The organism is Baekduia sp. Peel2402 (assembly GCF_052567285.1).
The window spans coordinates 3,970,168-3,991,592 of the sequence record NZ_CP199582.1 but is presented as its reverse complement, the minus strand read 5'-3'; the positions used below and the strand labels follow the sequence as shown (position 1 = coordinate 3,991,592).

The following is a 21,425-nucleotide window of genomic DNA, read 5'->3' as shown; positions in this document are numbered from 1 at the left end:
CTCACTCCTCGAAGGCCGGGGGCAAGGTCATGGTGAACGTCGTGCCCTCCCCCGGGCGGCTGCTGACGTCCATCTGCCCACCGTGGGCGTCGGCGATCAGCAAGGCGATGCTCAGCCCGAGACCGCTGCCCTTCGCCAGCGAGCGCCCGGCGGAGCCCTGGTAGAAACGCTCGAAGACCCGCGGCAGCTCCTCCGGAGCGATCCCGCAGCCGGTGTCGCGCACCTCCAGGACGACCGCGCCATCGCGCGCCTGGGCGTCGACCACGACCTGCTCGCCGGCCGGTGTGAACTTCAAAGCGTTGTCGACCAGCGTGCCGATCACCTGGCCGATCCGGCCCGCGTCGCCGCAGACCATCACCGGCGGGCCGTCGAGCGCGGTCAGCACCACGCCCGTCTCCTGCGCCGAGGGCGCGTGCGAGGCGACCTCGTGGCGCGCCAGGCGCCGCAGGTCGAACTCCTCCAGGTGCAGCACGGCGGGGTCGATCCCGGCCTTGACCTCCAGGAGGTCGCCGACGATCCGCTCCAGCCGCTCGACGTTGCGCTCGATCACCGCGACCGGCGACTCGTCGCCCAGGCCGTCGTCGTCGAGGAACCCGGCGAACGCGCGGATCGCGGTCAGCGGCGTGCGCAGCTCGTGCGAGATCATCGACACGAACGTGTCCTTCGCGCGCGTGACCGCGTGCAGCTCCTCCAGGCGCTCCTCGAGCACCGCTTGGGCATCCTCAGCGGCCTGTCGGGCGGTCCGCTCGGTCTCCAGCCGCTTGAGGTGCTCCAGCTGCGCGCGGTGCTGGTCGGAGACGTCGCGGAAGATCGCGGTCAGCACGACCGCGTTGCGCTCCTCGACGGGCATCCGCCGCATCGGGATCAACACCAACTGCGACAAGAACATCCGCGGCCGCGCGCCGCAGGCCAGGACCTCCAGCGCCGCCGGGCGCTCGCCGCCCTCCAGCGCTTCTTCGACCGCGGAGCGCAGGAACGCGCGGTCGGCGCCCGCGACCAGGTCGGTCAGCGGCTTGCCGACCGCCTCCTGGCGGGTCATCCCGAACGTCTGCAGCGCGGCCGGGTTCATCCCGGCGATCCGGCCGTCGGGGCCGATCGAGAGGATCGGCTCGGGCGAGCCGGCGACCAGGTCGGAGAGGCGTTGGTGCTCGTGCCGGGCGAGCTGCTCGGAGTGCGCGCGGGCACGCGCTGACTCGAGCTGGTCGGTGACGTCGTGCAGCGTGCCGACGAACCCGGCGAACGCGCCGTCGGCGTCATGGATCGGCGCGCCCTCGGCGACGATGTGCCGGATGCGGCCGTTGGAGAACACGCGGTACTGGTCGGAGTAGTGCGCCTGGCGCTCGAAGCAGCCGGCCCAGTTGGCCGCGACGCGGTCGACGTCGTCGGGGTGCAGCGTGCGCGTCCAGGTGTCCGGGGCGTCGTCGGGTCCGATGTTGGCCACGTTGAACAGCTCGCGGGAGAGCTCGTCCAGGAAAACCGGCTGACCGTCAGGCCCGAGCTGGTAGACCGCGGTGGTCGGCGAGCCCGCGTCGGCGAGCGTCTGGAAGCGCTGCTCGCTGAACGCCGCCCGGCGCTCGGCGGCGCGGCGGGCGGTGACGTCGCGGATGTGCCAGACGCGGCGGGCGTCGCCGCCCGCGCCCTCGACCGGCAGGAAGTCCCACTCGAGCGTGCGGCCGTTGTCGAGCTCGATGTCGAGGCCGACGATCGCGTGCCCGCTGGCGTAGACCTCGGCGCTGCGCTCCAGCAGCCGCTGGGCGCCAACCGGCGAGCGTGCGATCAGCTCGCGCATCGTGTCGCGGTCCAGGCCCTCCAGCTGCTCGGGTCCGGGCAGCTCCAGCATCCGCGAAAACGCCGGGTTGGTCATCAACGTGGTGCCGTCGGCGTCTTGCAGCAGCAGGCCGTCCGGCAGCGTGGCGACGATCGTGCGCAGGGCCGCCTGCGTGCGATGCAGTTCCAGGCGCCGCGGCACCTGGCTGGCAATCCGCTCCAGCGCGGAGACGACGTCGTCGACCGGCCCCTCAAGCGGCGCCTTCCAGGCGACGCACGCGGTGCCGATCAGCGCGCCGTCCTCGACGACCGGCACGCCCGCGTAGGACCACAGACCGGTGAGGTCGGCGAGGTCGTTGAAGCGGCCGTCGACCTCGGCGTCGGCGATCACGACCGGCGCGCCGGCGTCGAGCACCAACCCGCACGGCGTGCCCTCGAACGGCGGCAGGCCGAGCGGGAACACGTCGCCGTGCTCGCAGCCGCGGCGTGCGCCGTCCGAGTCCATCAAGAACACGCCGCCCCACGGCGCGCCGCCCGCCAGAGCAGCGAGCTCTGCGAGGTCCGTGAGGACCTCCGCGTCGATCGAGTCGACGACGGCGCGGCGGGCCGAAGGGGCGATCGTGGCCATCGGGCTAGCGGATCCCAACCGTGCGCGCCTTCAGGCGAGCGATCTTCGTCCCGCTGGTGGCGGTGGCGGTGACGCCGGCGGCCTTCAGGCGCGCCTTCGTCGTGAGCGTCAGCCGGACCTCGGTGACGTTGCGCGGCAGGCCCGTGATCGTGACCGTCGACGCGTTGCGCTTGGTGCGCTTGGCGATCTTCGCGGTCGCGGTCCGGCTGTCGGAGCGCACCGAGACCGTGCCCGCCGCCAGGGCCTTGATGTAGGCCTTGGGCAGCGTGAACGTCGCGGCGGTCGTGCCGGGCACCACGGCCAGGACGACGCGGGCGCGGCCACCAGCGGCGCGAACGCCGAGCGCGGCCTTGCACGTGCCGACCGAGATCCGCAGGCGCGCGGCGCGCTTGCCGGTGCCGACGACGATCACGTGGCGGCCGGCCTTCAGCTGCGCGGCGGCCAGGCGGACCGCGCGGCCCTTGGTCTTGACCTTGACGCGCTTGCCGTCGATCGTGACGCGCGTGGCGTTCTTGGCCTTGACGCCGGCCGTGATCGCCAGCGGCGCGCCGTCGGTGACGAAGCGCTCCATCGTGACCTTCATGCCGCGCGAGCGGCCGAGGATCGTGACCGCGCGGCAGGCCGGGGCGGCCACCGCGGCCGGCTTGGCCGCCGGCGCGGGGGTCGCGGCGAGCGCGGGCGTGACGGGCGTCGTCATGGTGACCGCGCTGCCACCGTTGCTCGTCGTGTCGCCGCCGCCGTCGATGCCTTCGGCCTCGGTCCCGCCGCCGTCGGCATCGGTGTGGATGACGCGGTCGGCGGTGGTGGCGCTGCCGTCGACGCTGGTGGCGACGAAGCGGTAGTGCACGTCGCTGTCAGGCGTCAGGCCAGCGAGCGTGACCGACACCGGGACGGCGCCGCTGCCCGCGGGCAGTGTGAGCGCCGAGGAGACCGACCCGTAGGCGTTGGTCGAGCCGTACTCGAGGTGCCACTGCGTGGCGGCGCTGTGCGCCGTGACGTCCGCGGTCAGGCGGGCGGTCGTCGCGGTCTGGGTCGCGACGACGTTGGCGATCAGCGGGGCCACGGCCGGGTTGGCCGTGAACGTCACGTCGGGGCCGTTGGTCCAGGTCCCGTTGACCCGCACCGAAGCACGCACGTGGTAGGTCCCGCCGGGCGTCAGGCCCGACAGCGACGCGATCAGCGCGCTCGTGCCGCCGGCGCCCGCGGCCGGAACCGCGGTGACCGGCGTGGCCGACCCGTAGGCCGTGGTGGTGCCGAACTCAAAGCGGTAGTCCGCGCCGCTAAGGCCGTTGAGGTCGACGACCGCCGACAGGGCAGCCGCGCGGGACGTCGGCACCGCGATCGTCGTGCCGACCGTGGGGACCGTGACGACCTGGTTCGGATCGGCGGCGGTGTGGATGACCGTGTCGGCGCCGTAGGTGGTGCCGTCGGCGCTGGTCGCCTTGATCCGCACGTGGTAGTCGGAGTCGGGCGTCAGGCCGGTGATGTCGTAGACCGCGCGCGTCGGGGTGCTGCCGGCGGGCAGCGTGACCGGCGTCGAGGACGACCCATAGGTGTTGGTCGGGCCGTACTCGACGACCCACTGCGTGTCGGCGCTGTTGGGCGTGACGTCGGCGGCGACCTGCGCGGTGGTGTCGCTGGCGGTGACGGCCGTCGCACCGACCGTCGGCGCCTGGGCCGGGGCGGTCGTGAACGTGATGTCGTTGCCGTAGGTCCAGGTGCTGCCGTCCAGGACCGCGACGCGCACGTGGTAGGTGCTGCCGGGCGCGAGGCTCGACAGCGACGCGGCCAGGGCCGACCAGCCGTTGGATCCGGCGGCCGGGACCGCGGTCAGCGACGTGTTGGCGCCGTAGCTCGTGGTGGCGCCGTACTCGAAGCGGTACTGGGCGCCGGCGATGCCGTTGAGGCCGACGACCGCGGACAGGTCGACCGCACGGGCGCCCTTGACGTCAGCGGTGACCGTGCCGACCGACGGCGTCGGCGGCGTGACCGGCCCGCCGGAGGCGGCGGTCGTGAACGACACGTCGGGGCCGTAGGTCGTCCCGGCGTCGGTCGTGACAACCAGGCGCGCGTGGTAGGTCGTGCCTGCCGTCAGGCCGGACAGGTTGACGCCGATCGGGCCGGGGCTAGCGGAGCCCAGCAGAACCTGGTCCGACGTCGACAGGCCGTAGGCCGTCGTGTGGCCGTACTCGACGTGGTAGGTCCCGTCGACGCCGGCGGTGTTCAGCGTGGCGCCGATCGAGACCGCGGTCTGCGACGGCGTGCCGACGACCACGCCGGAGACCGACGCGGAGGCGCGCGTGGCGCTCAGCGAGACGTTGTCGAAGCCGACCCAGGCGCCGCCCAAGACGGCGACCGCGGCGTTGAAGGTGGTGTGGAACGCCAACTTGTAGGAGTGGCCGGCGACCAGCAGCGACGGCGGCACCGTCACGTCCATCCCGGTCCACGTCGCGACGTTGGACGAGTAGGTGAGGGACTTGATCGTGGTCGTTGTGCCGGCCGTGCTGTCGACCAGCCCGACGGTCGTGCCAACCGTGCCGTTGAGCGAGAGCAGCGTCGCGATCGACGTCTTGCGGTCGAAGTGCAGCGTCGCGGACTGCGGGCTGTCGCCCGTCCACGAGAACGCGGCCGACGTGAAGTCGACGTAGCCACCGGCCAGGCCGAGGACGTTGGCGACCGTGGCGTACTCGGCGCGCGCGTAGCCGCCGGGGTTGCCGCCGGTGCTGGGCTGGAGGCCCGAGACGGTGCAGAGCAGCCCGCAGGCGGCGGTCGGCGTCCAGGAGGAGCCGGAGAAGCCGGGGTCGGCGGGGAAGCTGATGGGCGCTGCGGTCGCGGCCGGGGCGGCGACGAAGATGGAGCAGAGCGCGGCCAGGATGGCGGCGAAGCGACGCACGGACGAGTCCTTTCGAAAGGCGGTCAACTACGCTCAGTGGGTCGGCCCGCCCACCCGCCTTCGGGATCGCTCGGTCGGCTCGCGCGACGGCTCGCGTCAAGTGGCCGCGCGGCTAAGCCGCTTGGGCGGCGGCGGCCGCGCGGCGGTACGTGGAGCGCTGGTCGCCGGCGATCACCACCACCAGGACCGCGAGGACCAGCAGCGCCAGGACGAGCGCGTCGGCACCCGGGAACAGGACGCCGAGGAGCACGCAGGCCACAGCGCCCGCTGGTCGGCGCAGGCTGGTGGCGCCGGTCATCCGCAGGCGGAAGAGCACGTGCGCGAAGAGGTACAGCGCGGGGCCGCCAACGACCGCGGCGACCTCCGCGGAGCTCTCCAGTGGCTCGGTCGGGTGGGCGATCACCAGCTCGTCGCCGACCGCCGACAGCACGATCGCCGCGACCAGCACGACGTGCAGGTAGGTGTAGGCGTCGCGCGCGATCGCGGTCCGCTCTTCGATCGCGGCGTGCAGTCGCTGCTCGGCGTGCGCTGCCACCACGGTGAAGTACAGCCACCACAGCGCCGCCGAGCCCAGGAACGCGGTCGCGAAATGCGAGCGCGGTTTTGCCGGTCAACCCGAGCTCGGAGGCCGTCGCGCCGGTCACGACGATCGACTCGCCCAGCGCGATGATGATGAACAACCCGAAGCGCTCGCTGAAGTGCGCGGTCTCGACCATCCACGTCGAGAGCGGCAGGCGCCGCCGGCCGGGCACCCAGTACGTGCCCAACGGCGCGCCGTAGTCCACCAACAACGCGATCAGCCACAGGACGGTCCGCGCGGCGCCGCCGTCTACAAGCGCGCCCGCGACCCAGAAGACTCCAGCCAGCACGAACCACGTCAGGATCCGCGCCGCCCGCTCGCGCTCCACAGACCCACGCGGCCACGCGACGAAAGCCAGAAACGCGTGCCGCCCGACCTGGATCGCCAGGTAGGAGGCGACGAACAGCAGCGCGTCGTCGCCGAAGGCGTGCGGGATCGCCACCGCCATCATCAGCGAAGCGAGCATGAGCAAGATCATCACCAACCGCACGACCGGCGACTCGGGGTCCAGCTCGTTGGTGACCCACGCCGTGTAGTTCCACGACCACCAGACCACGAGCAGCAGCAAGGCCGACTGCCCGGCGCCCTCCCAGCTCAGGTGCTCGAGCAGGTGGTGGCTGATCTGCGTGATGGCGAAGACGAAGACCAGATCGTAGAACAGCTCCAGCGACGTGGTGCGCTGCTCGACCTCGCCGCCTGGGCGTGCGAACCGGCTCATGCCGCCGACAGGCTATTCGTCGGGCGGCGCGGTGTAGGCGTGGCGTTGCGCCATCGCGACGAACGCGCGGGCGGCCGGGCCCGCGGGACGGCGGGTGGGCGTGGCGATCGAGACCACGAACCGCGGTGCGCCGCGCCGGATCGGGACGAGCGCCACCGGCCGGCCGGGCGCGATCATGAACGAGGGCATGATCGCGACGGCCAGGCCGTGGGTGACGAAGTCGGTGATCGTCGCCAGGTCGTTGATCTCATAGGCCAACGGGTGCGGCAGGCCGGCGGCGGCGAAGGCGCGCTCGTTGGCGATGCGGATGCCCCAGGAGGGCGGGAGGTCGCAAAACGGCTCGTCGGCGAGGTCCTTCAGCTCGACTGACTTGCGCGCGGCGAGGCGATGTTCGGGGTGGCAGGCGAGCAGCAGCTCGGGCTCGGCGAGCACGGTCAGGTCGAGGCCGGGCAGCGCGTCGTCGGGCAGGCCCAGGAACGTGAGGTCCAACTCGCCCGTGCGAACGCGCTCGGCCTGCTCGGCGCTGCCGCCCTGGCGGACCTGCACCGAGACGCCCGGATGTTCCGCGCGGAACGCCGCGATCGTCGCCGCGACGCTGAGGCCGCCCTGGCCCTGGGTCGCCTGCATGATCCCCAGGCGCAGCGTGCCGCGCAGGCCGCCGCGGACCTCGTCGACCGCGTGGCCGACCGCCGCGGCCGCGGCCAGTGCGGCGCGTGCCTCGCCGAGCAGCGCCCGACCCTCTGGGCTCAGCTCGACACGGTGGGTGGTGCGGTGAAAGAGCGTGACGCCCCACTCGCGCTCCAGGTTGCGGACGGTCGCCGAGACCGCCGATTGGACGACGTGCAGGCGGTCAGCGGCGCGGGAGAAGCTGGACTCCTCCGCGACGGCGACGAAGGTCTCGAGATGGCGTAGATCCATGGGCGTTTGCGGTCATCACCAGGATAGATGACCGATAGCACAGATCAGCGTTGCGGATGATCAACCGTGGGCGCACCATGGGTTCATGCCCCTCTCCCCCCTTCGCCATCGGCTCGGCTTCTGGTCCGTGGCCTTCGCCTTCCTGACGGTGATGGCGTTCTCCACCGTCCCCTCGCCGCTGTACGGGATCTACCAGCAGCGCGACGGCTTCTCGTCGTTCACCATCACCTTGATCTACGGCGCCTACGCGATTGGCGTGGTTGCCGCGCTCCTGCTCGCCGGGCACGTCAGCGACTGGCACGGCCGCCGCCGCGTGCTGCTGCCCGCGGTCGCGATCTCGATCGTGAGCACGATCGTCTTCCTGCTCTGGCGCGACGTGCCGGGCCTGGTGCTCGCGCGGATCGTCAACGGGCTGTCGGTCGGCGTGGTCGCCGCGACGGCCACCGCGTGGCTGACCGAACTGCACCTCGTCGGGCGGCCGGGCGCCTCTCCGATGCGCGCCCAGCTGATCGCCACCGGCGTCAACCTCGGCGGCCTCGGCCTCGGGCCGCTGGTCTCCGGCGCGCTGGCGCAGTGGGCCGGATCGCCGCTCACCGTCCCCTACCTCGTCTTCTTGGTGGCCTTGGTCGTCGCGGTCGCCGTGGTCGCCCTGACGCCCGAGACCCGCGAGCGCCTCGACCCGCTGCCGGCCTACCGCGTCCAGCGCGTGTCGGTGCCCGAGGCGGCGCGCGGCCAGTTCTTCAACGCCGCCTGGGGCGCGTTCGTCGCCTTCGGCGCGCTCGGCCTCTTCACCGGGCTGAGCGCCACGTTCCTGGTCGGCACGCTGCACGAGACCTCGCACCTGCTCGCGGGCGTGACCGTGTTCGCGCTGTTCGCCGCGGGCGTCGTCGCGCAGGTCTCGCTGGCCACCGCGACGCCGCGGCGGCTGCTGACCGCGGGCAGCGTCCTGATGGTCGCCGGGCTGGCGCTCACGGCGCTGGCCGTCTGGCTGCCGAGCCCGAGCTACGCGCTCTTCCTGGCCGGCGGCGCGCTGACCGGCGGCGGCGCGGGCGCGGTCTTCAAGGGCTCGGTCGGCACCGTGATCGCCATCACCGAGCCCCACCAGCGCGCCGAGGCGCTGGCCGGCGTCTTCCTGGCGGGCTACGTCGGGCTGTCGGTGCCGGTCGTCGGCGCGGGCGTCGCCCTTCAGTTCGCCAGCCCGCGCGACACGCTGCTCGGATTTGCGATCATCGAGGTGATCGCGATCGCGGCGATCGTCCGCCGGATGCTGTCGAGCGACGATCGCGACGCGGCGACGCGCCAGGAGCTCGTCACGGCCTGAGCCGCTCGAATAAACTCTGCGATCGCATGTATTCGCAGAGAGTGTGCAGCAAGTGAGCGCCGTCGACGCGATCGTGGTCGGCGGCGGTCTCGCCGGCCTCGTCGCCACCGCGGAGCTGGTTCAGGCGGGCAAGCGCGTGATCCTCGTCGACCAGGAGCCGGAGGCGTCACTCGGCGGCCAGGCGTTCTGGTCCTTCGGGGGCATCTTCCTCGTCGACTCGCCCGAGCAGCGGCGGATGGGCGTCAAGGACTCCTACGACCTGGCCTGGCAGGACTGGCAGGGCACGGCCGGCTTCGACCGGCCCGAGGACCTGTGGCCGGCGCGCTGGGCCGAGGCCTACGTGCAGTTCGCGGCCGGCGAGAAGCGCTCGTGGCTGCACAAGCACGGCGTCCGCTTCCTGCCCAACCCCGGCTGGGCCGAGCGCGGCGGCTACGGCGCGATCGGCCACGGCAACTCAGTGCCGCGCTTCCACGTCACGTGGGGCACGGGTCCGGGCGTGATCGCGCCGTTCGTCGCGATCGTCCGCGACGGCGCCGCGCGCGGCCTGGTCGACCTGCGCTTCCGCCATCGCGTCGACGCGCTGACGGTGACGGCAGGGAACGTCGAGGGCGTCTCGGGCGCGGTCCTTGCCCCCAGCAGCGTCGGCCGCGGCGAATCGTCCTCACGCGAGGTCGTCGGTGAGTTCTCCTTCGAGGCGCCCGCGGTGATCCTCACCACCGGCGGCATCGGCGGCAACCACGAGATGGTGCGTGAAAACTGGCCCCAGCGCCTCGGGACGCCGCCGAAGCGGATGATCTCCGGCGTGCCCGCGCACGTCGACGGGCGCATGTTGCGGATCGCCCAGGACGCGGGCGCGTCCTCGATCAACCCCGACCGCATGTGGCACTACGTCGAGGGCCTGCAGAACTGGGACCCGATCTGGCCGATGCACGGCATCCGGATCCTGCCGGGGCCGTCGTCGCTGTGGCTGGACGCGACCGGCCGCCGCCTGCCGGTGCCGCTGTTCCCGGGCTACGACACGCTCGGCACGCTCGACCACATCATGAAGACCGGCCACGACCACACGTGGTTCGTGCTGACCCAGAAGATCGTGGAGAAGGAGTTCGCGCTGTCGGGCTCCGAGCAGAACCCGGACATCACCTCCAAGTCGGTCAAGGCGGTGTTCAAGACGCGGGTCGGCTCGGGCGCGCCCGGACCGGTCGACGCGTTCCTGCGTCATGGCGCGGACTTCGTCGTCGAGCCGACGTTGGAGCGCCTGGTCGAGGGGATGCAGAAGCTCGAGCCCGACGTCGAGCTGCCGTTCGCGCAGGTCGAGCGCGAGGTCGTCGCCCGTGACCGGGAGCTGACCAACAAGTACACGAAGGACATGCAGGTCGCGGCGATCCGCGAGGCGCGTCGCTACCTGCCCGACCGCCTCGCGCGCGTCGCCACGCCGCACCGGCTCTTGGATCCCAAGGCCGGGCCGCTGATCGCGGTGCGGCTGAACATCCTCACGCGCAAGTCGCTCGGCGGGCTGGAGACGGACCTGAGCGCGCGCGTGCTCGGTGATGACGGCAAGCCGCTGGGCGGGTTGTACGCGGCAGGCGAGGTCGCGGGCTTCGGCGGCGGCGGGATGCACGGCTACCGCTCGCTGGAGGGCACGTTCCTGGGCGGCTGCCTGTTCAGCGGGCGCACCGCCGGGAGGGCTGCCGCGCAAGGATAGGCGGGTGCCTGCCATCGGCCCCGCCCTGGTCGGCCACGCCCTCGATCCGATCGAGTGGTCGTGGACCGACCGCGATGTCATCTTGTACGCCTTGAGCGTCGGGGCGCGGCTGCCCGGCGATCTGGCCTACCTGTACGAGCGCGACGGCCCCGCCGTCAGCGCGCCGTTCCCGCTGGCGGCGACGACGCTCGCGCTGTTGCCGATGGTCGCGGCGCTGGAGATCGACCTGAAGGCCTTGCTGCACGCCTCGCAGGCGATCGAGCTGCGGCGCGTGCCGGTGCCGGAGGGCCGCGCGACCGTCACGAGGACCGTGACCGGCGTGTGGGACAAGGGCAGCGCGGCGATCGTCGACGTCGAGGACGTCGTGGACGACGGCTCCGATGGCGGTCCGCTCGCCGTCGCCCGCTCCTCGTGGTGGGTCGCCGGCGCCGGCGGCTTCGGCGGCGAGCGCGGCACGAGACCGACGCACGAACCGCTTCCGGTCGGCCCTTCGCCCGACCTGCGCGCGACGATCGCGACCTCGCCCGAGCAGGCCGCGCTGCACCGGTTGACCGGCGACCGCAACCCGGTCCACATCGACCCAGAGCTCGCTCGCGCCGCCGGCCAGCCGCGCCCCTTCCTCCACGGCCTCTGCACCCTCGGCGCCCTCGGCCACGCCCTTGACCGCGCCGCCGGCACCCACCGCCGCCTCACCTCCCTCTCCGGCCGCTTCACCCGTCCCGTCTTCCCGGGCGACACCCTCCACGCCGAGGCCTTCCACACCACCGAGGGCACCACCCGCGCCCGCGTTCGCGTCCTCGACGACGTCGTCCTCGACGACGCCGTCGCGACCTACGGCCCGACCGCTTAGGCTCTCGGCGCATGGACGTCTCCACCACGGTCTCCCGCCGCATCGACGAGCCGCGGGATGCGCTGTGGGCGCGGTTCATCCCGGTCAGGTTGGAGGACATCCTCGGCAAGTACGGGCCGGTGCCGGCGGTGACCGGGACGAGCGGGCAGACGGGACCGTGGGATGTCGTCGGGTCCTCGCGGACGGTGCACCTGTCGGACGGCAGCAGCGCGACCGAGCAGGTGACGGCGGTGCAGGCGCCGCAGATGTTCGGCTACACGGTCAGCGGCTTCACGAACCCGGTGCGGTTCCTGGCGCGCGAGGCGCGGGGCGTCTGGGTCTTCGAGGAGAGCGGCGAGGTCCGCTGGACCTACACGTTCGCGGCGCGGTCGCTCCCGGCTGCGCTGCTGCTCGCGCCGGTGGTGCGCTTCGCGTGGCGCGGGTTCATGCGCCGCGCGCTGGACGCGCTCGCCGCGGGCTGACCGCGCTGGCGGCCGTCCCGATCGCCACTAGAGCGACCGCGGCGATGACGCCGCCGACAACCCAGTTGTGCAAGGGGTCGGTCAGGACCTCCCAGACCGCGACGCGCAGTTTGCCGTCGCTGCCGGCGTCATCGAGCACGCTGCGGCCGACGGCCAGCGTGCCGATCAGCAGCAGCGTCGAGATCCCCACGCACAGCCCCGCGCGGATCAGGCCGCGCGGCAGCGACGCGGCGGTCAGCAGGACCCCGATCAGCGCCAGCACCGCGCCCGGGATCGCGATGCCGCGCGCGACGCGCACGTTGTCCACCAGGTCGTGGGCGTCGGCGACCTGCTGGCGGTCGAGCAGGACGACCGGCGCGGGGTCGGCGATCGCGTCGGCGACGACGCCCAGGCCCGCGGCGCTCACCCGCGTGCGGAGCTGGTCGGCCAGCGGTGCGAGGTCGAGCGACAGCGGCGCGGTGACGTCGCCGGTCAGCCGCGTGGCGAGCTTGCTGTGCGCCGTGCGCTGGATCCGCAGCCACGCCTTGCGGTAGGCGCTGCTGGTCACCAGTCGGTCGGCGAGCTCGCGGATCCGGGCGCGGTAGGCGTCGGTCCCGCCCGGCAGCCCGGCCGACGCCAGGCGCGCGCTGGCGGCCGCGACCAGCTCGTCGGCGACCGCATCCTGCACGGCCGCGTCGGAGGCCAGCGGCGCGGCGGTCTTCATGAAGCGGTCGGTGTCGGTCGCGTTGCCGTAGGCCCAGAACGACATGACCGCCATCGACGGCAGGACGCATGCCAAGACCGCGCTAACGATGGCGAGGGTTCGGCGCACGCGCTCAGACACCCTGCGTTGAGCCGCTGACAAGGGGCGTTCCGCTGCGTCGTTGGACGGTAACCCCATGCATCGACCTACCACGGTAGGCGACCGCCGCGGCTCTCTCCATTCCCTACCGCCCGCGGCTCCCCACACCATGTCCCTGCATCGCTTCACCCTGCCCGTATTCGCCGTGCTCGCATTTGCCGCGCCCGGCACGGCCCTCGCCAACACCAGCCACGAAGGCTGGCCGAAGATCACCGGCGTCCTGATCATGAACAAGCAGGACCAGAGCCGGCCGATCGACGCCCGTCCGGGCAACGACCTGTTCGCCGGCACCGATCCGACCTACTCCTGCGACGGCCTGCACAAGAACCGCAAGTGCGCCCACGCCTCCGGCACCGTCGCGCGCCGCGGCCACAACGAGCTGCTCGGCGGCCACGGCAACGACACCATCTACGCCGGCGGGCAGGGCGACGTGATCTGGGGCGACTACAAGCCTTCCGGCCAGCCGACCGCGCAGACCGACCGCCTCAACGGCGGCGCCGGGCGCGACTTCATCTACGCCTCGCACGGCACGAACATCGTCCGCGCCAACGGCGGCAACGACTACATCAAGGCCCACTACGGCAAAGGCATCATCGACTGCGGCGGCGGCAAGGACATCTTGTACGTCTCGCGCCGCGCGCAGAAGAGCTACAAGATCACCAACTGCGACACGATCTCGCACAAGACGCTCGGATACTAGAAGCGCCCGCCGTGGCAGGATGGGGCGGTGGCCCAGCGTCGTCGCCCCTCTGAGCAGCGCGCCTGGCTGGCGGGCGATCCGCCCCTGGCCGAGGTGCGCGCCGCGTTCCCGGCCGAGTGGGCGCAGGTCCAGCGCGAGCTGGCCGCGGTCGTGGAGTCCGACGACGTCGGCGCCGTCCAGGCCTACGCCGCCCGCATCGCCCAGCCGGCGGCGGCGCGCGACGAGCGCGCCGCGGTCTCCGCGCTGGCCCGCCAGCGCCTGGCCGCCGCCGCGCTGCGCCAGATGGGCGTCGCCGCCGCCACCGGCGTCGCATCCGGCACGCTGCGCTTCGGCCTGGTCTCCGGCTGGCTGACCCAGCGGCTGCTGTTCGCGGGCAGCGGGCTGGAGCGCAAGCCGGTCTCGATGGCCGCGTTCCGGCTCGTCTGGCCGCTCGTGCGTCAGAAGTCCTACCTGATGCCCTTGGTCGAGCCGCGCGGGATCTACTGCTTCTACTCCAAGGCCTTGGTCAACGCGCTGGCCGAGCGGATCAGCGACCGGTCGTGCGTGGAGATCGCCGCCGGCGACGGCACGCTGGCGCGTTTCCTGCGTGCCGCGGGGACCGACGTCGTCGCCACCGACGACTACTCCTGGCAGAAGACGCGCAAGGGCGCCGCGCAGTCCGACGTCATCCAACAGGACGCCCAGGCCGCGCTGCGCGAGCGCGCGCCGCAGGTCGTCCTCTGCTCCTGGCCGCCCGCGGGCAACCCGTTTGAGAAGTGGGTGTTCAAGACGCCGAGCGTCGAGACCTACATCATGATCGGCTCACGCTCCGAGCAGGCCGCCGGGAACTTCGCCGACTACCGCGCCCAGACCGCGTTCTCGATGCAGCGCGACGACGCGCTCTCAAAGCTCGTCCTGCCGCCCGAGGCCGAGCCCGCCGTGTACGTCTTCGAGCGATCGGAAAGAGCCCAAGCATGAGCGACTCCTACGCCATCGTGAACCCCGACGACGCCCAGGACGCCTACGCCGGCTCCGACGTGCCGGGCGAGTTCCGTCCGCTCACCGACGCGCTCGGCGCGCAGCAGCTCGCCGCGACGCTGATCCGGATCCCGCCGCACTCAGACTTCGAGCAGGGCACCGGCCACACGCACGACGACCTGGAGGAGCTCTACCTGGTCACGCGCGGCACGCTGACGATGCGCTTCGGCGACGCAGTCGAGCAGGTCACCGCGCCTGCCGCGGTGCGCGTGGCCGCCTCCACCCCGCGCTCGCACCGCAACGAGGGCGACGAGCCCGTCGACCTCTGGGCGATCTCGCGGCAGTCCGACGGCGACGGCGGCAACAAGATCGACGCGTTCTGGGAGGCGTCGCCCGACGCCTCCCAGAAGCGCTAGCTACTTCACCGTCAGGTCCGCGTGCATCCCGGCCTTGTAGTGGCCGCCGATGTTGCAGATCAACGCGTAGTGCCCCTTCTTGAGGTTCAGCGTCAAGGACTTGGTCTTGCCACCCGCCAGCTCGACCTCACCGACCGAGCCCTTCTCGGAGGCCTTGCCCGACGACGACGTCGGCAGGTTGGCCGCCTTCTTGGAGGTCTTGATCACCACCAGCTCGTGCTCCATGCCGGCGCTGTTCTTGACGCGGAACGTCACGCGACCGTGGGTCACCGACGACTTGGCCGGCGTCACCTTGAAGTCCGAGAGCTTCGCGGACAGCGACGTGGCCGCGTCGGTTGCCGGCGCGGCCACGAGGACGGCGGCGGCCGAGAGGGCCGCCGCCGCAGAGGTTCTGAGTGGGTTCATGCCATGCCGGACACCGCGGCGGCGGGAACCTTCCCGTCCTCGTCCGCGGTCCGCTGCCGACGGGCCATGGAGGCCGCGGCCAACGGGAGGAGCGCCAGCACACCGCCGATGCCGATCAGGACGATCCCGGCGATCGTGGCGACGGTCGCCACGACGCTCCAGCCCCACACGCTCAGCAGCAGGCCGCGCAGCGTCTCACCCTGGAACAGCGTGGCCTTCTGCCCGGCCAGCGTCTCGTCCTTGGGGTTGGCCATCGCCAGCGTGCTGACCTCGGAGTAGGTCTTGCCGTCGGCGACCTCGGCCAGGTGGCGGTTGATGTACTTGTCGGCGTAGGCCTTGGCCTTAGCGCCGTTGTCCACCGTCTGCCCGGCGTACTGCTTGAGGTCGGGGAAGAGGCCCGCCTTCTCGTTGGCGGGGAAGCTGATCTTCTGGGGCGTGAGCTGGTCGTGGACGACCGACCGGGCGTATCCGCCGCCCACCAGGGCGAGGGCACCCGCGACCACCATGCCGAGCGCGAGACCGACGGCGATGGAGGTCAGGCTGGTGATGCGAGAGAGGAAGGCGTTCATGATGTCCTTGACGCTACGCCCGCCCGGCGCCGCTGCCAGCCGCAGCCTCCCGCGCACCGCGATGGGGGAACTACTGAGCCGCCTACCGGCGTTTGCCTCGCCCACGGCCCGGAAACCACCAGGCCGTGAGCAGCGAGAAGGTCCAGACCGGCACCGTCGAGACGTCGATCCCCGCGCGGTTGGACCGATTGCCGTGGTCGGGCTGGCACTGGCTGATCGTCATCGGCCTGGGCACCGTGTGGATCCTCGACGGCCTCGAGGTCACGATCGTCGGCAACGTCGGCGGCCGGATCGCCGAGGACGGCAGCGGCCTCGCGCTCTCCGCCGGGCAGATCACCGGCCTGGCCGCGTCGCTCTACGTCGCGGGCGCCTGCGTGGGCGCGCTCTTCTTCGGGCGGCTGACCGACCGCTTCGGCCGCAAGAAGCTGTTCATCATCACCTTGGCGGTCTACCTGCTGGCCACCGGGCTGACCGCGGTCTCCTTCACGCCGTGGTGGTTCTTCGCCTGTCGCTTCCTGACCGGCTTCGGCATCGGCGGCGAGTACGCGGCGATCAACTCGGCGATCGACGAGCTGATCCCGTCCAAGCACCGCGGCCGCGTCGACCTGGCGATCAACGGCTCGTTCTGGTTCGGGGCGATGCTCGGCGCGCTGCTGTCGATCGTCGCGCTGAACGAGTCGCTGTTCCCGGGCAACGTCGGCTGGCGCCTGTCGTTCGGCCTCGGCGTCGTGCTCGGCCTCGTGATCCTGCTCGTGCGCCGCCACGTCCCAGAGAGCCCGCGCTGGCTGATCATCCACGGCCGCGAGGACGAGGCCGAGCAGATCGTCGCCGAGATCGAGGAGCGCGTCGAGCGCGAGACCGGCGCGCCGTTGCCCGAGCCGGACAAGTCCATCAAGATCCGCCAGCGCCGCGTGATCGGCTTCGGCGAGATCGCCTCGACCATGGTGAAGGCCTACCCGAAGCGCACCATCTTGGGCATGTCGCTCTTCGTCGGCCAGGCGTTCCTCTACAACGCCGTCACCTTCGGCTACGCGACCATCCTCATCGACTTCTTCGACGTGCCCTCCGGCCACACGGGCTACTACTACGCGGTGATCGCGGTCGGCAACTTCGCCGGCCCGCTGCTGCTCGGCCCGCTGTTCGACACGATCGGCCGCAAGCCGATGATCGCCGGGACCTACATCCTGAGCGGCGTCCTGCTGCTGGTGACCGCCTACCTGTTCCACGCGGGCTCGCTGAACGCGACGACGACCACGGCGTGCTGGACGGTCGTGCTGTTCTTCGCCTCGACCGGCGCGTCGTCGGCGTACCTGACCGTCAGCGAGGTCTTCCCGATGGAGACGCGCGCGCTGGCGATCGCGTTCTTCTACGCGGTCGGCACCGCGATCGGCGGCATCACCGGCCCGCAGCTCTTCTCGCGGCTGATCGAGACCGGCAACCCCGACAATGTGGCGCTCGCGTTCGCGATCGGCGCGGTGCTGATGGTCGCCGCCGGCGTCGTCGCGATCTTCTTCGGCGTCAACGCCGAGCGCCGCAGCCTGGAGGACATCGCCAAGCCGCTGACCGCGCAGGACGCCGAGGACGGCGAAGACGACGGCCGTCAGCGGCCGACGGCGTCGCGCCCGCGGCCCTTGACCGCGTAGAGGCGCTCATCGGCAGCGCCGCTGGTCTGGCCCCTGACATCGCCCTTGAACGACTTGGCGCGTCCGCGTCCAAAGGACATCAAGCACCGCGCGCGACCTGCCGATCGGATGAGCCTGATGTCTTCGGTTTACGATCCTCAGCGGCTAGGCGCCCTCGCCGCATCAGAGCTGATGGACGCCGCCCGCGAGGAGACGTTCGACCGTCTCACCCGCCTCGCGTCGCGGATGCTGCGCGTCCCGTGCTCGGTGATGACGCTGGTCGACGGCGACCGCCAGTTCTTCCTCAGCGAGGACGGCATGCGTCCGGAGCTGGCCGCCACCCGTGAGACGCCGCTGTCGCACTCGTTCTGCAAGCACGTGGTCGACCGCTCCGCGCCGCTGGTCGTCACCGACGCGCGCGAGGATGCGCTCGTCGCCGACAACCTCGCCACGCGCGACCTCGACGTCATCGCCTACTGCGGCGTCCCGCTGCGCCTCGACGACGGCCACGTGATCGGCGCGTTCTGCGCGATCGAGCCCGACCCGCGCGAGTGGTCGGCGGGCGACGTCGAGCTGCTGTCTGACCTGGCGGCGCTGGCGACCGAGGCGATCACGCTGCGCGAGGGCCGCTCCGAGCGGCGCTTCACGCACGCCGCGCCGCCCGCGCTCGCACCCGCTTCCGCCTCCGTGCCGGTCCTGGACCCGCGCCTGGAGACGCTCGCCGCCGCGCTGCCCGCCGCGATCGCCGAGGGCGCGATCGAGATCGGCTACACGCCGCTGGTCCACCTCGCCTCGGGCGACACGTGGGGCTTTGCCGCCCGCGCGGCCTGGAACGGCCTCGACCATGACGAGCTGCTCGCGCTCGCCCACCACGACGGCGTCGTCGTCGCGCTCGGCGAGCACGTGCTGGATCGCGCCTGCCGCGACCTCGGCCCACACGACACCGGCCTCGTCGTGGACGCGACCGCGACCCAGCTGGCCTCGCCGGGCTTCGCCGAGCGCGTCGTTGCGACGCTCGCCGCCCACGGGATCGCACCGCGCGCGCTGGTCCTGGCCGTGGACGAACGCGCGCTGGTCGGCGCGGGTGCACGCGACGCCCACCGCTCCGGGGTCGAGGACCTCCGCGAGCTCGGCGTCGCGGTTGGGCTGGACGGCGCGGGCACTGGCAGCGTGACGCTCTCCGAGCTCGCCGCGCTGCCGATCGACCTCGTGCTGCTCGCGCCGGAGCTGGCCCAGGCGGCGCACGCGCGCACCGCCGCAGCCTCGCTCGGTGCGGCGCAGGCGCTCGCGCTCGGCGCGATCGGCGGCGGGATCGCCGACGACCAGGACGTCGCACGGCTGGCGCAGCTGGGCTGCGTGACCGGCCACGGCCCGCACTTCGGCGCGCTGATCGGACCCCACGCCGTCGGGCTGCGCCTTCTCAGCCCACCGCGCTGACGGCCTCGGGGCGCAGGGCCAGCTCCTCCAGCCGGCGCAGCGACTCCGCGTTGCGGCCACGGATCAGGACGTGCGTCAGGCCCCAAGCGACGAGCTTGGTCAACGGGTCGCCGGCGTCCTCGATCATCGTCACCAGCGTGCCGCCGCCGCGGCGCTCCAGGATCAAGGTGATGTGGAACGTCCCGAACGGCCGCGCCTTGGCGTGCAGCTCCAGGCGGTGGGGCGGCTCGCTGGCGATGACCTCGGTGTGGTCGTTGATCTTCAGCGGCCCGGCCCCGACGCGGTGGTGAAAGCGGGTTCCGACCGCGGGCCAGCCGTCGTCGGCGTCGCGAATCGTGTCGGACCCGACCACCCAGTACCCGTAGGACTCGGGATCTGAGAGCACGGCGAAGACGCGCTCCGGCGGGACAGGCATGAGACGTTCGTTGCGGGCCATGCTCGGGCGCTACCCGAGCTCAGGCGCTAGCCGAACACGCGCTCCGGGTCACGGGCGTGGTGCACGGCCGCCATGTGGAGCTTCTCGAGGATCTCGCGCAGCAGGCGGGAGACGTGCATCTGCGAAAGGCCGACCTGCTGGCCGATTTCGCTCTGCGTCAGGTCCTCCTCCATGCGCAACCGCAGGATCTCGCGCTCACGCGCCGTCAGCGTGGCCAGCAGCGCATCGACGGTGAGGCGGTCGTCCGCGCGGGCGAAGCCGTCGTCCTCGACGCCGATCAGGTCGCCGAGCTCGCCGGCGTCGTCGCCGTCGCCGATCCGCGCCGAGAGCGACGTCATGCTGTGGGCGGCCGCCGCCTGGCGGGCCTCCAGGACGCTCTCCTGGCTCAGCCCCGTGGCCTCGACCAGCTCATCGACGGTCGGCGAGCGTCCGGACAGCCGCTGTAGATCGTCAGCCGCGCGCTCGACCCGCAGCGCGTGCTCCTGCAGCGTGCGTGGCGGGCGGACCGTCCAGCCGCGGTCGCGGAAGTGGCGCCGCAGCTCGCCGAGCATCGTCGGGAGCGCGAAGCTGCTGAACGTCGCGCCGTTGCTGGGGTCAAAGCGGTCGATGGACTTCAACAAGCCGACGCTCGCGACCTGGAGCAGGTCGTCGAACGGCTCGCTGTGGCGGACGTAGTGGCTGGCGGCGTAGCGGGCCAGCGGCAGGTAGCGGACGACGAGCTGCTCGCGCATCTGCTGATCGCGGGTCATCGCGAAGCGGCGCAGCAGGCGCGCGTCGCCCGGGGCGTCGCGGGGCGGGGCCGGTGCGTAGGCGGTGGCCATCGTTGACCTCTCAGGCAGGGGTTCGGCGTGATGCGCGTGGGGCCCTCAAGCCCTTAGCGTCTGTGACCGCCGGGTTGCGGTTCCCGCACGTGGCTCCGCCGTAGAACGCCTGCCGTGGCCTGCGTGCAACGCCGCTTCGTGCAATCCATAAGATGACGCAATCTCAGCGGTTCAGTCCACCAGATCCCCGGGTAAAATGTCCGTGCGCGGACTCGGTGTTGGCGCCAAGAAGCGCGCCGCCGCAGCCGCTGCCAGGCCCTGCGGCCCCAGCGCCCGCGCCGACTCAGCGCGAGGCCGCTCGACCAGGTCGCGCGCGGCCTCCAGCTCAGAGGCGCAGCAGAGTCGCTCGGCGGCCGGCGCGAGCGCGTCGAGGAGGTCGTGCAGGCGCGCCGCCATCGGCCGCGTCAACCCCGTGCGCGGGTCGGTCCACGTGCCGCGCACACCATGACGGCACGCGCTCCAACGGTTCTCCGCGATCCGCCAAGTCGGCGCGGGCGCGGGCAGCTCGCCGGCGTCGTGGCGCTCGGCCAGCGTGGCGACCAGCGCGTGGACGACCGCGGCGACCGCGGCGGTGTCGGCGACCGTCGTCTGCGTGTCGGCGACGCGGACCTCCAGCGTGCCGTGCACCGGATGCGGGCGCAGCTCCCACCACCAGCACGCGTCGGCGAAGGAGCGGGCGGGCCACCGCAGCGCCTCGGCGTACGCGTCCCACGACGGCAGCTCCGGCGGCACGCCCTGGCGCGGAAGCAGCTCGGCCAGCTTCGGGCGAAACGACGCCAGGCCGGTGTCGACGCCCTCGTAGAACGGCGACGCGGCGGCCAGCGCGGCGATCGCGGGCAGCTCCTCCCGCAGCGCGTCGTAGACCGGCAGGACGCGCCCCGGCCCGCCGAGCGCGACGTGGACGTGCAGGCCGAAGGCCAGCTGGCGGCGCATCACGCCGTCGCCGTACTCCTCCAACAACGCCGCGTAGCGCGCGCCCGGCGCGACCGCGCCGAGGCCCGCGGCGAACGGGTGCACGCCGCCGCCCGCCAGGCGCGCCAGCCCATCGACGACGCGCGCCAGGTCGACACGGGCGACGGCCAACTCGGCGATCGCCTCCCCCACCGTGGCCGCCGGCGGCACGACGATCTCCAGCTGCGCCGCGGGCTGCTCGGGCACATAGCGCGGGTCGCCCTTCAGCCGCTCCAGCACGTCGGCCGCGCACGGCGTCAGGTCGAGCGTCACCGGATCTAGGAGCATCAGCTCCTCCTCCAGCCCGATCGTGAGCGGCCGGGCGGCTGGACCGAAGGCGTCGGCGATCGCGTGCACGCCGCAGACGTCCCCGCTGTGGCGACGCGCCATGCCGCGTCATGTTGCTGACCATCAGGGGTACGCTTGCGTGAC

At 72.4% G+C, this 21,425-nt stretch carries 18 protein-coding genes and 1 pseudogene; 9 read left to right on the top strand and 10 right to left on the bottom strand.

Annotation, left to right across the window (positions count from 1 at the left end):
- Position 1: 1 nt before the first annotated feature.
- From ACT01A_RS19445 to ACT01A_RS19430, 4 genes and pseudogenes are all read right to left on the bottom strand, one after another.
- Positions 2-2,395, bottom strand: coding sequence for an ATP-binding protein (locus ACT01A_RS19445; RefSeq protein WP_445148751.1), 2,394 nt, complete (start codon positions 2,393-2,395; stop codon positions 2-4).
- A 4-nt stretch (positions 2,396-2,399) separates the two neighbouring features.
- Positions 2,400-5,315 carry a hypothetical protein gene (locus tag ACT01A_RS19440; RefSeq protein ID WP_445148750.1) on the bottom strand — a complete coding sequence of 972 codons (2,916 nt, stop codon included), beginning with the start codon at positions 5,313-5,315 and terminating at the stop codon, positions 2,400-2,402.
- 85 nt (positions 5,316-5,400) lie between these two features.
- Positions 5,401-6,586, bottom strand: a pseudogene (locus tag ACT01A_RS19435) (low temperature requirement protein A).
- A 12-nt stretch (positions 6,587-6,598) separates the two neighbouring features.
- Positions 6,599-7,504, bottom strand: coding sequence for a LysR family transcriptional regulator (locus tag ACT01A_RS19430; protein WP_445148749.1), 906 nt, complete (start codon positions 7,502-7,504; stop codon positions 6,599-6,601).
- Positions 7,505-7,589: 85 nt separating this feature from the next.
- Between ACT01A_RS19430 and ACT01A_RS19425 the strand changes: the two genes are divergently transcribed.
- From ACT01A_RS19425 to ACT01A_RS19410, 4 genes are read left to right on the top strand one after another with little or no spacing between them, the layout of a single operon-like run.
- Complete coding sequence (locus ACT01A_RS19425) at positions 7,590-8,825, top strand: MFS transporter (RefSeq protein WP_445148748.1); 1,236 nt, start codon at positions 7,590-7,592, stop codon at positions 8,823-8,825.
- Between the two features lie 52 nt (positions 8,826-8,877).
- Positions 8,878-10,527: an FAD-binding dehydrogenase gene (locus ACT01A_RS19420; protein ID WP_445148747.1), complete on the top strand. Its 1,650-nt coding sequence runs from the start codon at positions 8,878-8,880 to the stop codon at positions 10,525-10,527.
- A gap of 4 nt (positions 10,528-10,531) precedes the next feature.
- Positions 10,532-11,377, top strand: a complete 846-nt coding sequence (locus ACT01A_RS19415; protein WP_445148746.1) for a MaoC/PaaZ C-terminal domain-containing protein — start codon at positions 10,532-10,534, stop codon at positions 11,375-11,377.
- Between the two features lie 11 nt (positions 11,378-11,388).
- On the top strand, positions 11,389-11,838 hold the full coding sequence (locus tag ACT01A_RS19410; RefSeq protein WP_445148745.1) for an SRPBCC family protein: 450 nt from the start codon (positions 11,389-11,391) through the stop codon (positions 11,836-11,838).
- Here the strand turns inward: ACT01A_RS19410 and ACT01A_RS19405 are convergent.
- On the bottom strand, positions 11,801-12,649 hold the full coding sequence (locus tag ACT01A_RS19405; protein ID WP_445148744.1) for a hypothetical protein: 849 nt from the start codon (positions 12,647-12,649) through the stop codon (positions 11,801-11,803). The two genes, ACT01A_RS19410 and ACT01A_RS19405, sit on opposite strands and share 38 nt — an antisense overlap.
- Positions 12,650-12,788: 139 nt before the next feature.
- Between ACT01A_RS19405 and ACT01A_RS19400 the strand changes: the two genes are divergently transcribed.
- From ACT01A_RS19400 to ACT01A_RS19390, 3 genes are read left to right on the top strand one after another with little or no spacing between them, the layout of a single operon-like run.
- On the top strand, positions 12,789-13,379 hold the full coding sequence (locus ACT01A_RS19400) for a calcium-binding protein (protein WP_445148743.1): 591 nt from the start codon (positions 12,789-12,791) through the stop codon (positions 13,377-13,379).
- Between the two features lie 27 nt (positions 13,380-13,406).
- Positions 13,407-14,336, top strand: coding sequence for an SAM-dependent methyltransferase (locus tag ACT01A_RS19395; RefSeq protein WP_445148742.1), 930 nt, complete (start codon positions 13,407-13,409; stop codon positions 14,334-14,336).
- Positions 14,333-14,752: a cupin domain-containing protein gene (locus ACT01A_RS19390; protein ID WP_445148741.1), complete on the top strand. Its 420-nt coding sequence runs from the start codon at positions 14,333-14,335 to the stop codon at positions 14,750-14,752. The genes ACT01A_RS19395 and ACT01A_RS19390 overlap by 4 nt, the downstream gene beginning before the upstream one ends.
- Here the strand turns inward: ACT01A_RS19390 and ACT01A_RS19385 are convergent, their stop codons facing one another.
- A complete protein-coding gene (locus tag ACT01A_RS19385) occupies positions 14,753-15,157 on the bottom strand; it encodes a plastocyanin/azurin family copper-binding protein (RefSeq protein WP_445148740.1) in 405 nt (134 codons plus the stop codon). It lies immediately after the preceding gene.
- Positions 15,154-15,726 carry a hypothetical protein gene (locus ACT01A_RS19380; protein WP_445148739.1) on the bottom strand — a complete coding sequence of 191 codons (573 nt, stop codon included), beginning with the start codon at positions 15,724-15,726 and terminating at the stop codon, positions 15,154-15,156. The genes ACT01A_RS19385 and ACT01A_RS19380 overlap by 4 nt, the downstream gene beginning before the upstream one ends.
- Positions 15,727-15,851: 125 nt before the next feature.
- On the opposite strand from ACT01A_RS19380, the gene ACT01A_RS19375 reads away from it, so the two are divergent.
- Together ACT01A_RS19375 and ACT01A_RS19370 are read left to right on the top strand one after the other, a co-directional pair.
- Positions 15,852-17,369, top strand: coding sequence for an MFS transporter (locus tag ACT01A_RS19375; RefSeq protein WP_445148738.1), 1,518 nt, complete (start codon positions 15,852-15,854; stop codon positions 17,367-17,369).
- 117 nt (positions 17,370-17,486) lie between these two features.
- The gene (locus ACT01A_RS19370) at positions 17,487-18,785 is read left to right on the top strand and encodes an EAL domain-containing protein (RefSeq protein ID WP_445148737.1); all 1,299 of its coding nucleotides are present in this window, start codon (positions 17,487-17,489) and stop codon (positions 18,783-18,785) included.
- On the opposite strand, the gene ACT01A_RS19365 is transcribed toward ACT01A_RS19370, so the two are convergent.
- The 3 genes from ACT01A_RS19365 to ACT01A_RS19355 form a co-directional block, all read right to left on the bottom strand.
- The gene (locus ACT01A_RS19365) at positions 18,769-19,200 is read right to left on the bottom strand and encodes an SRPBCC family protein (RefSeq protein WP_445148736.1); all 432 of its coding nucleotides are present in this window, start codon (positions 19,198-19,200) and stop codon (positions 18,769-18,771) included. The genes ACT01A_RS19370 and ACT01A_RS19365 overlap by 17 nt on opposite strands.
- 47 nt (positions 19,201-19,247) lie before the next feature.
- Positions 19,248-20,042: a SigB/SigF/SigG family RNA polymerase sigma factor gene (locus tag ACT01A_RS19360; protein WP_445148735.1), complete on the bottom strand. Its 795-nt coding sequence runs from the start codon at positions 20,040-20,042 to the stop codon at positions 19,248-19,250.
- A 171-nt stretch (positions 20,043-20,213) separates the two neighbouring features.
- Entirely contained in the window at positions 20,214-21,383 is a 1,170-nt protein-coding gene (locus ACT01A_RS19355) for a carboxylate-amine ligase (protein ID WP_445148734.1), read from the bottom strand.
- Positions 21,384-21,425 lie beyond the last annotated feature (42 nt).